Below are 15,554 nucleotides of genomic sequence, written 5' to 3' on the forward strand. Positions count from 1 at the left end.
GACGGCTCAGACCGGCGGATCGATCCGGATCACGACGTCGTTCCACGCGGCGGCCTCGTCGTCCCACAGGGCGACGAATGACGCCGCGAGAGCGCCCTCGAGGCCGTCGAGGCTCTTCACCCGGAAGATGACGGCCGCGGCCGTGTCCGCCTGCTCCGCGTCGCGGGCGTGCTTCGCGTACCCCTGGGCGACGGCGCGGACCCACGCTTCCGACGCGGCCTTCACCGCCGCGTAATTCGCCCCACCGGCCAGGGGGCGGTCGACGGTTGTCGAGGAGACGATGGCGAGGCGCCCGGCATCCGAGGTGCGAAGGTCGTCGTCGAAGGCGCGACTGATGTGCCGCAGGGCCGTCAGCGATCGGAGCAGGAAGGCGAAGTCGTCGTCGCTCTGTCCGGCCAGGCCCCCGCCACCGCGCCAGCCGCCGACGAGGTGCAGGATGCCGTCGACCCGGCCGTACGCGGCGTGCACGCGTTCGCGCAGCGCGAGGACGGCATCCGGGTCAGTGAGGTCGCACCGTTCCACGGCGATTCCCGGGATCTCGGACGCTGCCACGTCCAGTCGGGCGTGATCGCTGCCCACGACGACCACGGACGCGCCGGCGTCGACGAGGGTCCGCGCGACGGCGCGCCCCGCTGCGCTCGTCCCTCCCGCGAGCAGCACGCGACGCTCGTGCACTCCCTCGTCCACGGCTTTCGCATCCGTCATGGCAACTCCTTCTCCCGCGTCGGGCCCCGTCAGTCCGTCCCGCGGATCCCCTCGGTCGATGCGATCACGGGCCGCATCTTCTTCTCGAGCGCCTCGAAGAACATCGACAGCGGGAACTCGTCGTCGAGCACCGCATCGGTGTAGCCCTTCGGCAGTCCCGCGAGCACGTCGTCGGGCAGGCCGCGGGCCCACACCGATGCGGGGTGCGGGGTCACGACGCTGCGCACAAGGTTGTACGCGGCGAGCCAGTGCGCCGTCTTGGGGCGGTCGATCGAGCGCCAGTACAACTCGTCGATCGCGTCGGCGAGGGCCACGACCGCGGCGGGCACCTCTGCCCAGTCGAAGGCGAGGGACGTGTCGGTCCAGTGCAGCACACGGCGCTGGTGCAGCCACGCGAAGAGCAGCTGCCCGCCGAGGCCGTCGTAGTTGCGCACACGGGAGCCGGTGATCGCGAATCGGAAGATGCGGTCGAAGATCACCGCGTATTGCACGAGCTCGGCGTGTTCGAGCATCGTCTGCTCGGCGGCATCCAGGTCGTCGCGCGACGACAGGCGCGCCTGCAGCGTGACGCTTTCGCGGAACGCGGTGAGGTCGCACCGCAATTCTTCGAGCGAGTAGAGGAAGAACGGCATCCGCTGCTTGATCATGAACGGGTCGAAGGGCAGGTCGCCGCGCATGTGGGTTCGGTCGTGGATGAGGTCCCACATGACGAACGTGCGCTCGGCGAGATCCTGATCGTCCAGCAGTCGTGCGGCGGCGGGCGGAAGCTCGAGCTTGGTGATCCCGGCTGCGGCGCGGGTGACGCGGCGGTACCGGGCGGCTTCGCGGTCCTGGAAGATCGCACCCCAGGTGAAGGTGGGCACCTCGCGCATGGCGACCGTCTCGGGGAAGAGGACCGCCGAATTCGTGTCGTAGCCCGAGGTGAAGTCGATCAGACGCAGCGAGACGAAGAGCCGGTTGGTGAATTCCGTTTCGAGCCGCGCGATGAACTCGGGCCAGATCGCCTCGACGAGAAGTGCTTCGACGTGCCGATCGCTCGAGCCGTTCTGCGTGTACATGGGAAAGACGACGAGGTGACGGATGCCGTCGACGCGGTGCTCCTGCGGCTGGAACGCCACGAGCGAGTCGAGGAAGTCCGGCGCCCCCAACCCCCGGTCGCGCCACCGGCGGAAGTCGGCGACGGCGGCGGTGAGGTAGGCGGCATCGTGGGGGAACAAGGGGGCGAGGGCGTCAATGGAGCCGATGACGTCGTCGATGAGCGGTTCCGCGGCGTCGGTGTCGTCGATGGACCCGTCCTTGGCCTGCAGGGCCTGGAGGGCGGTGGCGGCGCTCCTCAATCGCGCCCACGCGGGGGTGCGCTCGACCGTGTCGACGCCGTGGCCGGCGAGTTGATCATCGACGGCACGGGTGGGTGTGGCGATGGTCATGGCATCCTCCGTTCGTGTCTGTAAATATTCCTGCCAAAGCCGGATACTAACGGAAATCATACGGCACAAGCCCGGCCGCATCTGGACCGTCCTGATAATGTCGAGTCCATGACCGAGGCTGCCGCGCCCCGCGCCCCGCGCCTGGACGACGCCGTCGACGCCGCGATCGTGCGTGAGATCTCGCTCGACGCACGCGCGACGCTCTCGCACCTGTCCGAGCGCGTGGGCCTGTCGGTGTCGGCCGTGCAGTCGCGTCTGCGTCGTCTCGAGGCGCGCGGCATCGTGAAGGGGTATCGCCCCATCCTCGACGCCGAGGCGCTCGGGCGGCCGCTCGCCGCCTTCGTCGAGATCACCCCCCTCGATCCCGCGCAGCCCGACAACGCCCCCGAGCTCATCGCGCACCTGAGCGCCATCGAGGCCTGCCATTCCATCGCCGGCCAGGCGGCCTACATGCTCTTCGTCCGCGTGCCCACCCCGCGCGACCTCGAGGCTCTCATCCGCGACATCCGCTCCGCCGCCCAGGTGAACACGCGCACCACCGTCGTGCTGCAGACCTTCTTCGAAGCGCGTCCGATCGAGCCGGCCGACTTTCCCGCCTGACGGCGCAGAGTCCGGAGCGGGATACATCTCGAGACGGATGCCGGGAGTCGGCGGCCCCGCGTAGCGTGGGCGCGATGCTCTCCTTCCGGCCCCTGCAGCGCTACCAGAAGATCACCGACCTCGTCGTGGCCGGGGTCTTCGGTCTGCTCGCGGTCGCCGCGGAACAGGTGGGTACCGTCGAGGCCCCGCAGATCGTCGGCGGCGCGCTCATGGTCGCCGCGTTCGCGGCGGCCCTCGCCCTGCGTCGCCTGCATCCCGGGCTCGCCCTGATCCTGGCCTGGGTGGGAGCGTCGGTGCAGATGGGCTTCGGCATGGCACCCTCGCCGACCAACCTGGCGATCTTCGCCGTTCTCTACACGGCGGGCGCCTACGGCGGGACGCGCGTGTTCTGGAGCGGATTCGGCTCCGCCATCGCGGGGGCCGTCGTCGTGCCGGTGTACCTGGTGGGCCGCGGCATGACGGGGCCCCCGACCGCCGACGTGTGGTTCATCGGCGCGGCGCTGCTGCTGGCCGCCGGTTTCGCCCTCATGCTGGCGTGGGTGTCCGGGGCGCTCGTGCGCACAGCGATGCGTGCCTCGGCGAACAGCCGGGCTCAGCAGGCCGCCGAGGCCGAGATGATCGCCGAGCAGCAGCGGGTGCGTATCGCGCGCGACATGCACGACGTGGTCGCCCATTCGCTCGCCGTTGTCATCGCACAGGCCGACGGCGCGAGGTATGCCGCGGCCGCCGACCCGGGCGCGACGTCCGCGGCGCTCGCGACGATCTCCTCGACGGCGCGCTCGGCGTTGACCGATGTGCGTCTGCTCCTCACGCAGCTCCGTCACAGCCAGGGCGAGGGGCCGCAGCCGACCCTTGCCGATCTCGACGAGCTCTACGACCGGATGCGCGCGGCGGGCGTCGTGCTCGACGTCGTCGTAGCCCCCCTGCCGCCCGGCGAGCCACCCGGCGCGGTCCAGCTCGCGGTGTACCGCATCATGCAGGAGGCGCTGACCAACGCCCTCCGTCACGGCGTCGACCCCCGCGTGCGCGTGCACCTGGGATGGTTCGATGACCGAGTCGACCTCTCGGTGCGCAACGCCCGGTCGACCACCTCACCGCTCCCCACGCCGCCGCCCGGCGGCCACGGCGTGATCGGAATGCGCGAGCGCGCGCAGCTGGTCGGCGGAAGCCTCACGGCCGGGCCCGAGTACGGCGAGTTCGTCGTCCGCGCGACACTGCCCATCGGTGCGAACGGGTGAATCCCCGGTGTGGAGGGCGGCGACGGGGAGGGGCCGCATGCCCGCCTCCGGCAGAGTGGATGCCGAGACACCCCCGCCCCAGAAAGGTCGCGACGCTATGAGCTCCGCCGTCCGCATCGTCCTCGTCGACGATCAAGCGCTGTTCCGTGCCGGCATCCGGATGGTGCTGGACTCCCAGCCCGACCTCGAGGTGGTGGGGGAGGCATCCGATGGCCGCGAGGGCATCGAGGTCGTGCGCGCGACGCGTCCCGATCTCGTCCTCATGGACGTCCGGATGCCCGTGATGGACGGTCTCGCCGCGACCGCGGAGATCCTGCGCGACCCCGACGCGCCGCGCGTGGTCGTGCTGACCACCTTCGACCTCGACGAGGCCGCGGCTCGGGCGATCCAGGGCGGGGCGAGCGGATTCCTGCTGAAAGATGCCGAGCCGGAATTCCTCCTGTCAGCGGTGCGCACGGTGCACGCAGGCTCCTCGGTGATCGCCGCCTCCGCCACCCGGGAACTGTTCGCACACATCGCCGAGGGTGGCTCGACGGAGCCCGTACCCCCCTCCTTCGCCGGGCTCACCGAACGCGAACGCGAGATCTTCGCGCTCGCGGCGGCGGGGTTGAGCAATGCCGAGATCGCGGAACGCGAGTTCTTGTCGGAGGCCACGGTGAAGACGCACATCAGCCGCATCCTCACCAAGCTCGCCCTGCGCGACCGCGTGCAGCTGGTGGTGTTCGCGTACCGGCACGGGCTCGCCTGACGGCCGTCACGTCTCGACGTCGCCGCGTCCCGCCCCCGACATACGCTGTCGTCACCCCCACAGCCCGAGGCCTGAGCCCTCACCGAGTCAGGACACACCCGCCCTCACCTCGTGAGCCGCACCTCTCGCAACGGGCCGCCCCACCGGTCGTCGACGCGGGCCGCGCCGTCGGGTGCGAAGCCGTGCTTGGCGTAGAAGGCCCGGGCGCGCGGGTTGTCGGCCAGCACCCACAGGCTCGCCGACCCCGGGCCGAGCGCCGCCTGCAGGAGCGCCGCCCCGACGCCGGTGCCATGGTGCGCCGCCAAGACGTAGAGGGCGTACAGCTCGACGACGGACTCCGTCAGATCGGCGTCGCGTGCCGGCCCCGCCGAGGAGAAACCCACGACACGGTCGTTACGCAGCGCGACCCAGGCGTCCCCGAGACGCTCGGCGTCGGGCGGCTTCTCGCCGCGCAACCGCGTCGCCCACCGCCAGGCCGACAGCTCCACGTCGAGCAGGTCCGACAGGCCCTCGGGCACACGACCGATGTACGACTCGTTCCAACTGCGCACGTGCACGCTGGCGATGCAGCGACTGTCGTCGGGCGTCGCCGGGCGCACGAGCACGGGACTCATGGCGCGTCGTCGGTGTCCGCTTCGCGGTCGCGCTCGGGGTCGTGCGCCCACGTCGGCGCGAGCGCGCGGATGCGGGTGGCGCGCCACTGCCAGGTGGCCCACAGTGCCGGCCAGAGAGCCGGGGCCGCGGCACCGCCGATCGTGAGACGTTCGCGCCACAGCGTCCGCGCGTCATCTCCCGGAGCGGCCGAAACGGCCATCTGGTGGTCCCACACGTCGAGCACCGAGAGCGGCCCCGTGAGAGGCACACCCCAGTCTCGGAAGACGCGGACGTCCCCGTTCGTGTCGGTCGTCTCGCGGTCGGCGACCGAGATCAGTTGACGACCCACGGGGATGATGCCCGCGACGCTCATCTGCACCGGGACGTCATCTCCCGAGGTGAACGAGGTCGGCATCGTGCCGAGCGCGTCGACGGAGAGGAGGGGGCCGTACAGTTCGGCGACGGCGCGGGGCGAATGCAGCGCGCGCCAGGCGGCACCCGGGTCGCAGTCGATGACGAACTTCAGCAGGATGCGCATGACTTCGATCGTGCCCGATCGGAGGGCGTGGTGCGCACGCCTTGACGAGACCCTCGAGGGGGTTCGACCGGTCCTAGGCTCGAGGGATGCCGAACACCTCCGCCCACGCGCAGTCCGATTACCAGGTGCGTCTGGAGTGGGGCGAGGTGGGCCTGGCACGCCTCGCCCCCGCGCACGTCGTGGTGATCGTGCAGACGCTCGGGCTGACCGCGCGCGCCCTGGGCGCGTGCGAGGACGGCGGCTCCCTCGACCTCGCGGCCGACGACCCCGCCGCATCCCTCGTGCTCGCAGCGGAAGGGACCGGTGCCCACGTCGTCGTCGGGGGCCTTCGAAACGCCGCGGCGGTGGCCGCGCACGCGCTGCAGGTGCAGCGGGACCGGGGCGAGCGCACGAGTATCTCGGTGATCGCGGCGGGCTACCCCGACGACGCGGGTGCCGCCGTCCTCCGGTTCGCCGTCGACGATCTGCTGGGAGCGGGAGCCGTCGTCGCCGCCCTTGGCGACCTCGGCATCGACCATGCTTCCCCCGACGCCGCCGTCGCGGGCGAGGGCTTCCGCGCCCTGGGCGGCGCTGTCCGCCACCTGCTGACGGCCAGTGGCACCGGTCGTGCGCTCGCCGCCGAGGGTGCGCGCGATGCTGTGCTCGCCGCGGCCGCGCGCGATGCGGCATCCGTGGTCCCGACCCTGCGGGCCGGCGTCCTCACGCCCGCCTGAGCCTCGCCGCGTCTCGCACTCCGGCGCGTCAGCGGGTGCGTCAGCGCGGCGTCGCCGCGGCCAGCCTGACGGCCGGGCTGATGTCGCGGCGCACCCACGACAGCGCGAACCGCGGGTCGAAGACCGGTGCGCACTTCGCGCACGACGTCGGACGCGTGGCCCGACGATGGCGGTAGGCCACGTGACCCGCGGGGCAGGTGCCCACCCAGGGGGCGAGCTCGTTCGCCGTCTCACCCGCGTGGGTCGTGCCGCCGACGTAGCCGAGTTCGCGTGCCGTGCGCTTCCACAGCGGCCCGTGTCCGGCCGCGGCGCCCGAGACGGCGTGGGCGACCTCGTGCAGCAGCGTCTGATGGTTGGTGTCGTCGTCGTAGCGTGCGGCGAGGTATCGCGAGACGCTGATGCGCTTGCGGCCGTAGTCGCACAGGCCGGCACGCCGCTTGGCGTTGTCGAACGCGAAGGTCCACGAGGCGTCGAGGTGCAGGGCGATCAACGCCTCGGCCCAGGTGCGCACGCGCTGCAGATCCGACATGACCAGGAGACTAGGCGGGGGCTACGACATTCAGCTCGCGACGACCTCGCGCGTGCGTCGCCGGTCGGCGGCGTCGATCGCGAGCAGCGTCGATTCAAGCTGAGCGTCGGTGGCGCCGGTGTTCTGGCGCAGGAAAAGCGCCTGTTTGAAGTCTCGGCGGGCCGCGTCGTACTCGCCCTCGTCGTAGTACACCTTGCCGCGGTGCTGGAGCGCGAAGGCGGCGATGCTCGCCCATCCCTGGCCGTCGGCCTCTTCGGCGCACATCGTCAGTTCCTGCTCGGCGGCGGCGTACGCGCCTCGGCACTGCATGATCGTGGCGTGCAGGATGCGGGCGCGAAGCAGATCGCGGCGGGTTCCGGCCATGCGGGCGACGCGCACCGACTGCTCCGAGATGTCCAACGCCTCGTCGAAACGGTCGAGCACCTTCAGCAGCCACACCCGCTCGAGCAGGGCGTGCAGACTCCGCTGCGCACCGATCTCCTCGAGACGCTCCGCGCATTCGCGAGAGTCGGTGATCTCGCGCAACGTGTCGGGGTCGTACCCGTGGATGTAGCTCACCGTCGCTCCTCTCGGTCGGGCAGGACTCTCAGTCTGCGTCGTGTGCGCGTCCAGGGCGAGACCGCCACGCGGTCGGGCGGCGAAGACGCGGGCGTCATCGCTCGAAGATGGATGCCGAGGGCTTCGGCGACGGCGTCGCATCGGCATCCGTCGCCACGCGCGCACCGCGCAGGAACTCGTCGATCTCCAGACCCTGCGCGACTTTCGCCGGGTGGGGCCCGGCTGCCATCAGACGGGGAAGCCACTCGACGGGCAGGGGGGCTGCGGAGGCGGCGACGACGAGGTTGCCGAAGCGGCGGCCCTTGAGCACCTGCACTTCGGCGAGCACGATGACTTCGGGCAGCACCTCGCGGATGGTCGCGACCTGACGACGGGCGAAGGCGAGGCCCGGGCCGTCGGAGACGTTCACCAGCAGCACTCCGTCGGGGGCGAGTAGCCGCGCCGCCTCGCGGTAGAACTCCACGGTCGTCAGGTGAGCGGGCGTCTGCGCTCCCGAGTAGACGTCGCTGACGAGCAGGTCGACCGCTGCGGTGAGCCCGGCGGGCAGGCGCGAGAGACCCGCGCGCGCGTCGCCGATCCGCACGCGGACCGCGACGCCGCGGGACAGGGGCAGGTTGTCGCGCACGAGGTCCCAGAGTGCGGGCTCCAGCTCGATCACCTGTTGGCGGGAGCCCGGCCGGGTCGCCTCGACGTAGCGGGGGAGCGTCAGCGCTCCCGCTCCGAGGTGCACCGCGGTGAGGGGTTGTCCCGGCATTCGCAGGCGGTCGATCACCGCGCCCATGCGAGCGATGTACTCGAAATGCAGATGGGTCGGATCGTCGAGGTCGACGTGCGACTGCGGGGTGCCGTCGACGACGAGCTCGAAGCCCGAGACGAAACCCGAGGGAGTCACCCGCGCGGTCGTGCCGTCCGAAAGGCGCGCCGTGGGGGCGTCGTCGGGTTCGATGCGCATTCGGGCCATGGGATCCACGCTAGCCGCGACCAGCCTCGGGACCCGCCTGCGGCGTCCCCGCCGTTGCTCGACGCACGCGCGGACGGGGAGAGCAGGGTGTGCGGTGGTGGAGCGATCCGTTGCGCGGAGTGCGCGCGCGGACGCCGTCGAAAGCATCAGGATGCGCGAGGTCTGAAACACGATCGATACAAAGGTGCAATGGGCACCGTGCCACCCGCCCTGTACGGTCGTCAGAACACAGCAAAGTGGAGCGCGGCACGATGACGTGACAGCGCCGTCGTCCTCCTCCTTTCCCCCCGGAAGGTGCAACGAAAATGCTCAGTACCCTACGACGCCGTCTGCTGGTCGGCGGGACCGCCGTCGCGATCGGCGCTCTCGTCCTGTCGGGCTGCACGAGTCAGCGCGACGACTCCGGCGGGGGCGACACCGGCGCAGACGTCGACTCGACCTTCGTCTTCGGCGCCTCGGGCGATCCGTCCAGCCTCGACCCCGCGTTCGCCAGCGACGGCGAGTCGTTCCGCATCTCGCGGCAGATCTTCGAGGGACTCATCGGCGTCGAGTCCGGCACCGCCGACCCCGCCCCCATGCTCGCCGAGAGCTGGGAGCAGTCCGAAGACGGTCTGTCCTACACCTTCCAGCTCAAGGAGGGCGTGACCTTCCACGACGGCACCGAGTTCAACGCCGAGGCGGTCTGCTTCAACTTCGACCGGCAGAACAACTTCACCGGTATCGCCCAGTCCGAGAGCCTGTCGTACTACTGGGGCAAGATCATGCGCGGCTACGCCGACACCGGCACGTCCATCTACGGCGGATGCGAGGCGGCCAGCCCCACCGAGGCGACGATCACCCTGACGGAGCCGTTCGCCGGCTTCATCCCCGCGCTCTCGCTACCGGCCTTCGCGATCCAGAGTCCCGCCGCGTTGCAGCAGTACACCGCCGACGAGGTCGGCGGGACGTCGGAGGCGCCCACCCTCAGCGAGTACGCGCAGGGGCACCCGACGGGCACCGGTCCGTTCCAGTTCGAGTCGTGGGAGCCCGGCGCCGAGGCGACCGTCACCGCCTACGACGGCTACTGGGGCGAGCAGGGCCAGGTGCAGGAGGTCATCTTCCGCGTGATCGGCGACACCACCGCCCGCCGCCAGGCTCTCGAGTCGGGGTCGATCGACGGCTACGACCTGGTGGCACCGGCCGACCTCGGTGCCCTCGAGGGCGCCGGGTACATGCTGACCAACCGCGATCCGTTCAACATCCTCTACCTCGGTATGAACCAGGCCGACCCGGCTCTCGCCGACATCCGTGTCCGTGAGGCCATCGCCCACGCCATCGACAAGGAGCAGCTGGTCACCCAGGTGCTGCCCGAGGGCACGACCGTGGCATCCCAGTTCATGCCCGACAGCGTGATCGGCTTCAACTCCGGCGTGACGACGTACGACTTCGATCAGGATGCCGCCAAGGCGCTGCTCGCCGAGGCCGGTTTCACCGACGCCAGCCCGCTGACGCTGACGTTCAACTACCCGGTCAACATCTCGCGCCCCTACATGCCGAACCCCGAGCAGATCTTCACCAACCTGCAGTCGCAGCTGCAGGCCGTGGGTATCGTGCTCAACCCGGTGTCGAACGAGTGGGGCGAGTACCTCGACCTCATCCAGGGCGGCAGTGAGCACGGCATCCACCTCCTCGGCTGGACCGGCGACTACAACGACCCCGACAACTTCGTGGGGACCTTCTTCGGGGGACAGTCCAACGAGTGGGGCTTCGACAATGCCGAGCTGTTCTCGGCACTCACCTCGGCCCGAGGCCTTGCGACCGAGGCGGAGCAGGACCCGGCGTACCAGGCCGTCAACGAGCAGATCGCGACGTTCCTCCCCGGCATTCCGCTCGCCAACCCCGTGCCGACGCTCGCCTTCGCGCCCCGCGTGAAGTCGTACCCGGCCAGCCCCGTGCAGGACGAGGTCTACAACGAGATCGAACTGACCGAGTGACCCGGATGCCGCGGGCCCCACGTCGTCATGACGTCGAGGCCCGTGGCATCCGGATGCCGGGGGTTCCGACGCCAGCGCGGCCCAGGAATCCCCGGCATCCCGTGTTCCCCCGCTCCCGACTCCCTGTGAGAACCCGTGCTCCGCACCATCGGCAGGCGCCTGCTCCTGCTCATCCCGACCCTGTTCGGCCTCTCGATCCTCCTGTTCGCGTGGGTTCGCGCCCTCCCGGGCGGCCCCGCCGTCGCTCTGCTGGGGGAGCGGGCGACCCCCGAGGCCGTCGCCCGCATCAATGAGCTCTACGGCTTCAATGAGCCCCTGTACGTGCAGTACTTCACGTGGCTCGGACGCCTGGCCACGGGCGACTTCGGCTCTTCCATCCAGACCGGCCGCCCGGTGCTGGAGGAATTCGTGCGCCGCTTCCCCGCCACCCTCGAGCTGTCCATCGGCGCCCTCATCGTGGCGGTGGGCATCGGCATCCCCCTCGGATACTGGGCCGCCCGGCGCCACGGCAAGATCTGGGATCACACCGCCGTCGTCCTGAGTCTCATCGGCATCACGATCCCGGTGTTCTTCCTGGCGTTCATCCTGAAGTACGTGTTCGCGGTGCAGTTGGGGTGGCTGCCCTCGGACGGCCGGCAGAACCCGCGCATCGACGCGACGCACTACACGAACTTGTACGTGTTCGACGGTCTGATCACGGGCGAGTTCGACGCGTCGTGGGATGCCATCCTGCACCTGATCCTGCCGGCCATCGCCCTGGGCACCATCCCGCTCGCGATCATCGTGCGCATCACGCGCGCCTCGGTGCTCGAGGTGCAGAACGCCGACTATGTGCGCACGGGCCGGGCGAAGGGCATCGGGACGGGGACCCTCCGCAACCGCTTCATCCTGCGCAACGCGATGCTGCCCGTCATCACCACGGTGGGCCTGCAGGCGGGACTACTGATTTCCGGGGCGGTGCTCACCGAGACGGTGTTCGCGTTCCCCGGCATCGGGCAGTTCCTCGCGCGGGCGATCTTCACGCGCGACTTCCCCGTGCTGCAGGGCTTCATCATCTTCATCGCGATCGCGTATGCGCTCATCAACCTGCTGGTCGACCTGTCGTACAGCGTCATCGACCCGAGAGTGAGAGTCCAGTGAGCTCCGGCATCCTCCCTCCCGCCCCCAGTGGCGGTCCCGTCGACGACAACGCGATCGTCGACGGGCAGCTCCTGGCCGCGCAAGCCCGCGGCGGCGGCTTCTGGCACGACGTCTTCCAGCGTCTGCGCCGCAGCCCCGTGGCCTGGATCGGCGCGATCATCGTGCTGGCGTTCCTGCTCGTCGCCGCCCTCGCACCGCTTCTCGCGCCATACCCCGCCGAGTCGCTCCCCGGTCAGGGCTTCATCACGCCCACCGATATCCCCGGACCGGGCGAGATGGCGGAGTTCCCGCTCGGTCTCGACCGCTTCGGCGGCGACGTCCTGTCGAAACTCATCTGGGGCGCGCAGGCGTCGCTGCAGATCGGCGTGATCTCCACGGCTCTGGGCCTGCTCGGGGGCATGAGTCTCGGACTGCTCGCCGGCATGTTCGGCGGATGGGTCGACGCGCTCGTCATGCGCTTCGTCGACATCCTGCTCTCGGTGCCCAACCTGCTGCTCGCCGTGTCGATCGCCGCGATCCTCGGACAGAGCCAACTCGCGATCATGATCGCCATCGGCGCCTCCCAGGTGCCGGTGTTCGCGCGCTTGCTGCGCGCGTCGATGCTGCAGCAACGCGGTGCGGACTACGTGTTGTCGGCGCAGACCCTCGGCCTCAGTCGCCGGACGATCACGATGACTCACGTGCTGCCCAACAGCGTGGGGCCGGTGATCGTGCAGGGCACCCTGACGCTCGCGACCGCCGTGATCGACGCCGCCGCGCTGTCGTTCCTGGGCCTCGGCGGCGGGTTGCCGCAGACCGCCGAGTGGGGCCGGATGCTGACGTACGCGCAGGCGGAGCTCGCGATCGCGCCGTGGTTGGCGTTCCTGCCGGGCATCTGCATCGCGGTGACCGCGCTGGGCTTCACCCTGCTGGGAGAGTCTCTGCGCGAGGCGATGGACCCGCGCACGCGGGCACGCTAGCCCTGGGCGGTCGTCGAGAACAGGGGATTGTTCGAGAACAGGACGTGCCGAGTCTGATCCGGCCTGTCTGGGAACGATCCCCTGTCCCGCCGGGCCGGGGCGACAACCCTGCACACCCGCGGCGGCCCGGTAACCCCGTCGGGTCATGGCGCGGCCGCGCGGAGATCAGCCGGCCAGCCCCAGCTCGTTCCCCGGGATCGATGCCAGCAGGCGCCGCGTGTACGGGTCGCGCGGGTTGGTGAAGACCTCTTCGCTGGATGCCGCCTCGACCAGGCGCCCGTCCTTCATGACGCACACGTAGTCGCTGATCAGGCGCACCACCGCGAGGTCGTGCGAGATGAAGAGGTAGCTCAGGCCGTACTCGCGCTGCAGGTCGCCCAGCAGATCGAGGATCTGCGCCTGCACGAGCACGTCGAGCGCTGACACGGGCTCGTCGCACACGATCAGCTCGGGCGACAGGGCGAGAGCGCGCGCGATCGCGACGCGCTGCCGTTGCCCGCCCGACAGCTCCGACGGATAGCGACGGAGCATGGATGCCGGCAGAGCCACGTCATCCATCAGTCGACGCACGCGCTTCGAGCGCTCGGCCTTGGACCCGCGCTTGTAGAACGCCAGCGGCTCCTCGACGATCCGCTCCACCGTGAACATGGGGTTGAGGCTGGAGTACGGGTCCTGGAAGATCGGCTGGACCTTCTGCCGGAACTGCCGGAGTGCTTCTCCCTTCAGCGCGGCGACGTCCTGGCCGTCGAAGGTGATCGAGCCGCTGGTGGGCTCGACGATGTTCAGGAGCATGCGGGCCGTGGTGGTCTTGCCCGAGCCGGATTCGCCGACGATCGCCACGGTCTGGCCGCGGGGGATCGACAGCGACACGTCATCGACGGCGCGGAAGTCGTCGCCGCGGCCGCGGACGGGGTACACCTTCGTCAGGTTCGTGATCTCGACGATGTTGTCGCGCGCGGTCGCGACCGGCCGATCGCTGCGGAAGTCCTCGGGCCGAAGGCGCACCGCTGCCACCGAGGGCGCCGCTGCCACCAGCGACTTCGTGTAGGCGTGCTGCGGGTTCTCGAGGATCTGCCTCGCCGGTCCCTGTTCCACCACCCGCCCGCGGTGCATCACGACGACCCTCGAAGCGCGTTCGGCGGCGAGGCCCAGGTCGTGGGTGATGAGGAGGACGGCAGCGCCCAACTCGTCCGTCTGCTTGGCGATCTGGTCGAGGATCGTCTGCTGAACGGTCACATCGAGCGCGCTCGTCGGCTCGTCGGCGATCAGCAGACGAGGTCGGCACGCGAGGCCGATCGCGATGAGCGCGCGCTGACGCATCCCGCCCGAGAATTCGTGCGGGTACTGCCTCGCGCGCTTCTCGGCATCCGGGAGCCCCGCCGCCTCCAGCGCCTCGACGACTTTCCCCGTGAGATTCGAGCGGTCGGCGAGGCCGTGCGCGAGCAACGTCTCGGCGACCTGCGTGCCGATCTTGGCGACCGGGTTCAGGTTGGACATCGGGTCCTGCGGCACCAGACCGATCTGTCGGCCGCGTACCTGACGCATGCGTGCCTCGCCGAACGTGGTGAGGTCGTCGCCGTCGAGCAGGATCTGCCCGCGGGTGACGTGGCCGCCCGATGCCAGCAGGCCGATGATCGCCATCGCCGTCGTCGACTTGCCGGAACCGGACTCGCCGACGATCGCGATGGTCTCGCCGGCGTGGATGTCGAGGTTCACGCCGTCGACGGCCCGCACGGGGCCGTCCATGGTGCGGAAGTCGACGGCCAGGTCGCGGACCGACAGGAGGGGAGGGGGGGATGCCGGAGCGGGGGGACCGGCGACATCGGAGGTCATCCCCCTATCCTCACCCGCGGCGGCCGTTCTGCCCAGCCTTCCCCGCCGATCGTCACACCCCCGTAACGCCATTCCCCGCCGCACCGGTGCGCGGGATGGACGGCGAGCGAGGGCCGGTTCGGGGCGCTATCGGCGGGTCGGGGCGCGCCGATCCCGCCCCCGGTCGCCGAATCCGCCCCGAGCCGCACCCACCTGCGCTGGCCGGCCCCGGGAGAGGAAGCGATCCACCCCGCCAGCGAGCCGCTCGGGCGGCATTACGGTGTCAGCATGCGCGTGGACCTCAACGCCGACCTCGGCGAGACCGTCGACGGGATGCCGACGGCCGACGACGAGGCGATGTTCGCCGTGATCTCGAGTGCCAACATCGCGTGCGGCGGGCACGCGGGCGATTCGACGTCGATGACGGATGCCGTGGAGCGGGCCGCCCGCTTCGGCGTCGCCGTCGGCGCTCACCCGTCGTACGACGACCGCGCGAACTTCGGTCGGCTGCGGCGCGACCCCGCGCCCGTCGATCTGCGAGACAGCATCGCCGCGCAGCTGGCCGCGCTCGCCGCGGCCGGGGCGGACGTCCTCTACGTCAAACCGCACGGTGCGCTCTACCACGCCGTGATCGACGACGTCGGGCAGGCTCGCGCCGTGATCGCCGCGGTGGCCGACTTCTCGGCGCGCCTCGGGCGAGCACTCCCCGTGCTGGGACTTCACGGCGCGGTCGCGACGGCGGCGAAATCCGCCGGGCTCCCCTTCGTGCAGGAGGCGTTCCTCGACCGCGGTTACACGGCGCTCGGGACCCTCGTTCCTCGCGGCGAACCCGGTGCCCTCGTCGACGACCCCGCCCTCGTCGCCGAGCGGGCGCTGCGCTTCACGCGGGACCGCGAGGTGGAGGCGGTCGACGGCGCCCGGATCGCGGTGGACGCGGCATCCCTCTGTCTGCACGGGGACACCCCGTCGGCGGTGGCGATGGCGCGCGCCGTCCGCGCGGCGCTCGACACCGCCGGCGTCGACGTGCGTGCCCCATGGTGACGCCACCGCTCGACGGAA

16 protein-coding genes are annotated in these 15,554 nt (G+C 70.6%); 8 read left to right on the top strand and 8 right to left on the bottom strand.

What is annotated here, in order from left to right; genetic code table 11:
- Window positions 1-6: 6 nt before the first annotated feature.
- Both MT347_RS01390 and MT347_RS01395 read right to left on the bottom strand, forming a co-directional pair.
- On the bottom strand, window positions 7-705 hold the full coding sequence (locus tag MT347_RS01390; RefSeq protein WP_243497296.1) for an SDR family NAD(P)-dependent oxidoreductase: 699 nt from the start codon (window positions 703-705) through the stop codon (window positions 7-9).
- A gap of 29 nt (window positions 706-734) precedes the next feature.
- Window positions 735-2,132 (bottom strand): DUF6421 family protein, encoded by a 1,398-nt coding sequence (locus MT347_RS01395; RefSeq protein WP_243497297.1) that lies wholly within the window; start codon window positions 2,130-2,132, stop codon window positions 735-737.
- 108 nt (window positions 2,133-2,240) lie between these two features.
- Here MT347_RS01395 and MT347_RS01400 point away from each other — a divergent pair, with 108 nt between their 5' ends.
- The 3 genes from MT347_RS01400 to MT347_RS01410 all read left to right on the top strand — a co-directional run bounded on the left by MT347_RS01400 (window position 2,241) and on the right by MT347_RS01410 (window position 4,718).
- Window positions 2,241-2,732 carry an Lrp/AsnC family transcriptional regulator gene (locus MT347_RS01400; RefSeq protein ID WP_243497301.1) on the top strand — a complete coding sequence of 164 codons (492 nt, stop codon included), beginning with the start codon at window positions 2,241-2,243 and terminating at the stop codon, window positions 2,730-2,732.
- A gap of 74 nt (window positions 2,733-2,806) precedes the next feature.
- Window positions 2,807-3,970 carry a sensor histidine kinase gene (locus MT347_RS01405; protein WP_243497304.1) on the top strand — a complete coding sequence of 388 codons (1,164 nt, stop codon included), beginning with the start codon at window positions 2,807-2,809 and terminating at the stop codon, window positions 3,968-3,970.
- 97 nt (window positions 3,971-4,067) lie between these two features.
- Window positions 4,068-4,718, top strand: coding sequence for a response regulator transcription factor (locus tag MT347_RS01410; protein WP_243497306.1), 651 nt, complete (start codon window positions 4,068-4,070; stop codon window positions 4,716-4,718).
- Between the two features lie 104 nt (window positions 4,719-4,822).
- Here the strand turns inward: MT347_RS01410 and MT347_RS01415 are convergent, their stop codons facing one another.
- Entirely contained in the window at window positions 4,823-5,332 is a 510-nt protein-coding gene (locus MT347_RS01415; protein WP_243497308.1) for a GNAT family N-acetyltransferase, read from the bottom strand.
- Entirely contained in the window at window positions 5,329-5,850 is a 522-nt protein-coding gene (locus tag MT347_RS01420; RefSeq protein WP_243497310.1) for a hypothetical protein, read from the bottom strand. Before MT347_RS01420 ends, MT347_RS01415 begins: the two co-directional genes overlap by 4 nt.
- Before the next feature lie 86 nt (window positions 5,851-5,936).
- On the opposite strand from MT347_RS01420, the gene MT347_RS01425 reads away from it, so the two are divergent.
- Window positions 5,937-6,563, top strand: a complete 627-nt coding sequence (locus MT347_RS01425) for a 2-phosphosulfolactate phosphatase (protein WP_243497313.1) — start codon at window positions 5,937-5,939, stop codon at window positions 6,561-6,563.
- Between the two features lie 40 nt (window positions 6,564-6,603).
- On the opposite strand, the gene MT347_RS01430 is transcribed toward MT347_RS01425, so the two are convergent.
- The 3 genes from MT347_RS01430 to MT347_RS01440 all read right to left on the bottom strand — a co-directional run bounded on the left by MT347_RS01430 (window position 6,604) and on the right by MT347_RS01440 (window position 8,611).
- On the bottom strand, window positions 6,604-7,092 hold the full coding sequence (locus MT347_RS01430) for a SprT-like domain-containing protein (RefSeq protein ID WP_243497314.1): 489 nt from the start codon (window positions 7,090-7,092) through the stop codon (window positions 6,604-6,606).
- A 30-nt stretch (window positions 7,093-7,122) separates the two neighbouring features.
- Complete coding sequence (locus MT347_RS01435; protein ID WP_243497315.1) at window positions 7,123-7,650, bottom strand: tetratricopeptide repeat protein; 528 nt, start codon at window positions 7,648-7,650, stop codon at window positions 7,123-7,125.
- Between the two features lie 94 nt (window positions 7,651-7,744).
- Window positions 7,745-8,611 carry a spermidine synthase gene (locus MT347_RS01440; RefSeq protein WP_243497317.1) on the bottom strand — a complete coding sequence of 289 codons (867 nt, stop codon included), beginning with the start codon at window positions 8,609-8,611 and terminating at the stop codon, window positions 7,745-7,747.
- 305 nt (window positions 8,612-8,916) lie between these two features.
- On the opposite strand from MT347_RS01440, the gene MT347_RS01445 reads away from it, so the two are divergent.
- The 3 genes from MT347_RS01445 (at window position 8,917) to MT347_RS01455 (ending at window position 12,683) form a co-directional block, all read left to right on the top strand.
- Window positions 8,917-10,584 carry an ABC transporter substrate-binding protein gene (locus tag MT347_RS01445; protein WP_243497318.1) on the top strand — a complete coding sequence of 556 codons (1,668 nt, stop codon included), beginning with the start codon at window positions 8,917-8,919 and terminating at the stop codon, window positions 10,582-10,584.
- A gap of 135 nt (window positions 10,585-10,719) precedes the next feature.
- Complete coding sequence (locus tag MT347_RS01450; protein ID WP_243497319.1) at window positions 10,720-11,724, top strand: ABC transporter permease; 1,005 nt, start codon at window positions 10,720-10,722, stop codon at window positions 11,722-11,724.
- A gap of 53 nt (window positions 11,725-11,777) precedes the next feature.
- The gene (locus MT347_RS01455) at window positions 11,778-12,683 is read left to right on the top strand and encodes an ABC transporter permease (protein ID WP_243497989.1); all 906 of its coding nucleotides are present in this window, start codon (window positions 11,778-11,780) and stop codon (window positions 12,681-12,683) included.
- 165 nt (window positions 12,684-12,848) lie between these two features.
- Here the strand turns inward: MT347_RS01455 and MT347_RS01460 are convergent, their stop codons facing one another.
- On the bottom strand, window positions 12,849-14,516 hold the full coding sequence (locus MT347_RS01460) for an ABC transporter ATP-binding protein (RefSeq protein ID WP_243497320.1): 1,668 nt from the start codon (window positions 14,514-14,516) through the stop codon (window positions 12,849-12,851).
- A 267-nt stretch (window positions 14,517-14,783) separates the two neighbouring features.
- Here MT347_RS01460 and MT347_RS01465 point away from each other — a divergent pair, with 267 nt between their 5' ends.
- The gene (locus MT347_RS01465; RefSeq protein ID WP_243497321.1) at window positions 14,784-15,536 is read left to right on the top strand and encodes a 5-oxoprolinase subunit PxpA; all 753 of its coding nucleotides are present in this window, start codon (window positions 14,784-14,786) and stop codon (window positions 15,534-15,536) included.
- The last annotated feature ends 18 nt before the right edge of the window (window positions 15,537-15,554 follow it).

The organism is Microbacterium sp. VKM Ac-2923 (genome assembly GCF_022815605.1).
In the GTDB taxonomy this organism is placed as follows: Bacteria; Actinomycetota; Actinomycetes; order Actinomycetales; family Microbacteriaceae; genus Microbacterium.

Coding starts and splice junctions, on each gene's coding strand:
- MT347_RS01390 (WP_243497296.1), bottom strand. CDS start 705: ATGACGGATGCGAAAGCCGTGGACGAGGGAGTGCACGAGCGTCGCGTG.
- MT347_RS01395 (WP_243497297.1), bottom strand. CDS start 2,132: ATGACCATCGCCACACCCACCCGTGCCGTCGATGATCAACTCGCCGGC.
- MT347_RS01400 (WP_243497301.1), top strand. CDS start 2,241: ATGACCGAGGCTGCCGCGCCCCGCGCCCCGCGCCTGGACGACGCCGTC.
- MT347_RS01405 (WP_243497304.1), top strand. CDS start 2,807: ATGCTCTCCTTCCGGCCCCTGCAGCGCTACCAGAAGATCACCGACCTC.
- MT347_RS01410 (WP_243497306.1), top strand. CDS start 4,068: ATGAGCTCCGCCGTCCGCATCGTCCTCGTCGACGATCAAGCGCTGTTC.
- MT347_RS01415 (WP_243497308.1), bottom strand. CDS start 5,332: ATGAGTCCCGTGCTCGTGCGCCCGGCGACGCCCGACGACAGTCGCTGC.
- MT347_RS01420 (WP_243497310.1), bottom strand. CDS start 5,850: ATGCGCATCCTGCTGAAGTTCGTCATCGACTGCGACCCGGGTGCCGCC.
- MT347_RS01425 (WP_243497313.1), top strand. CDS start 5,937: ATGCCGAACACCTCCGCCCACGCGCAGTCCGATTACCAGGTGCGTCTG.
- MT347_RS01430 (WP_243497314.1), bottom strand. CDS start 7,092: ATGTCGGATCTGCAGCGCGTGCGCACCTGGGCCGAGGCGTTGATCGCC.
- MT347_RS01440 (WP_243497317.1), bottom strand. CDS start 8,611: ATGGCCCGAATGCGCATCGAACCCGACGACGCCCCCACGGCGCGCCTT.
- MT347_RS01445 (WP_243497318.1), top strand. CDS start 8,917: ATGCTCAGTACCCTACGACGCCGTCTGCTGGTCGGCGGGACCGCCGTC.
- MT347_RS01460 (WP_243497320.1), bottom strand. CDS start 14,516: ATGACCTCCGATGTCGCCGGTCCCCCCGCTCCGGCATCCCCCCCTCCC.
- MT347_RS01465 (WP_243497321.1), top strand. CDS start 14,784: ATGCGCGTGGACCTCAACGCCGACCTCGGCGAGACCGTCGACGGGATG.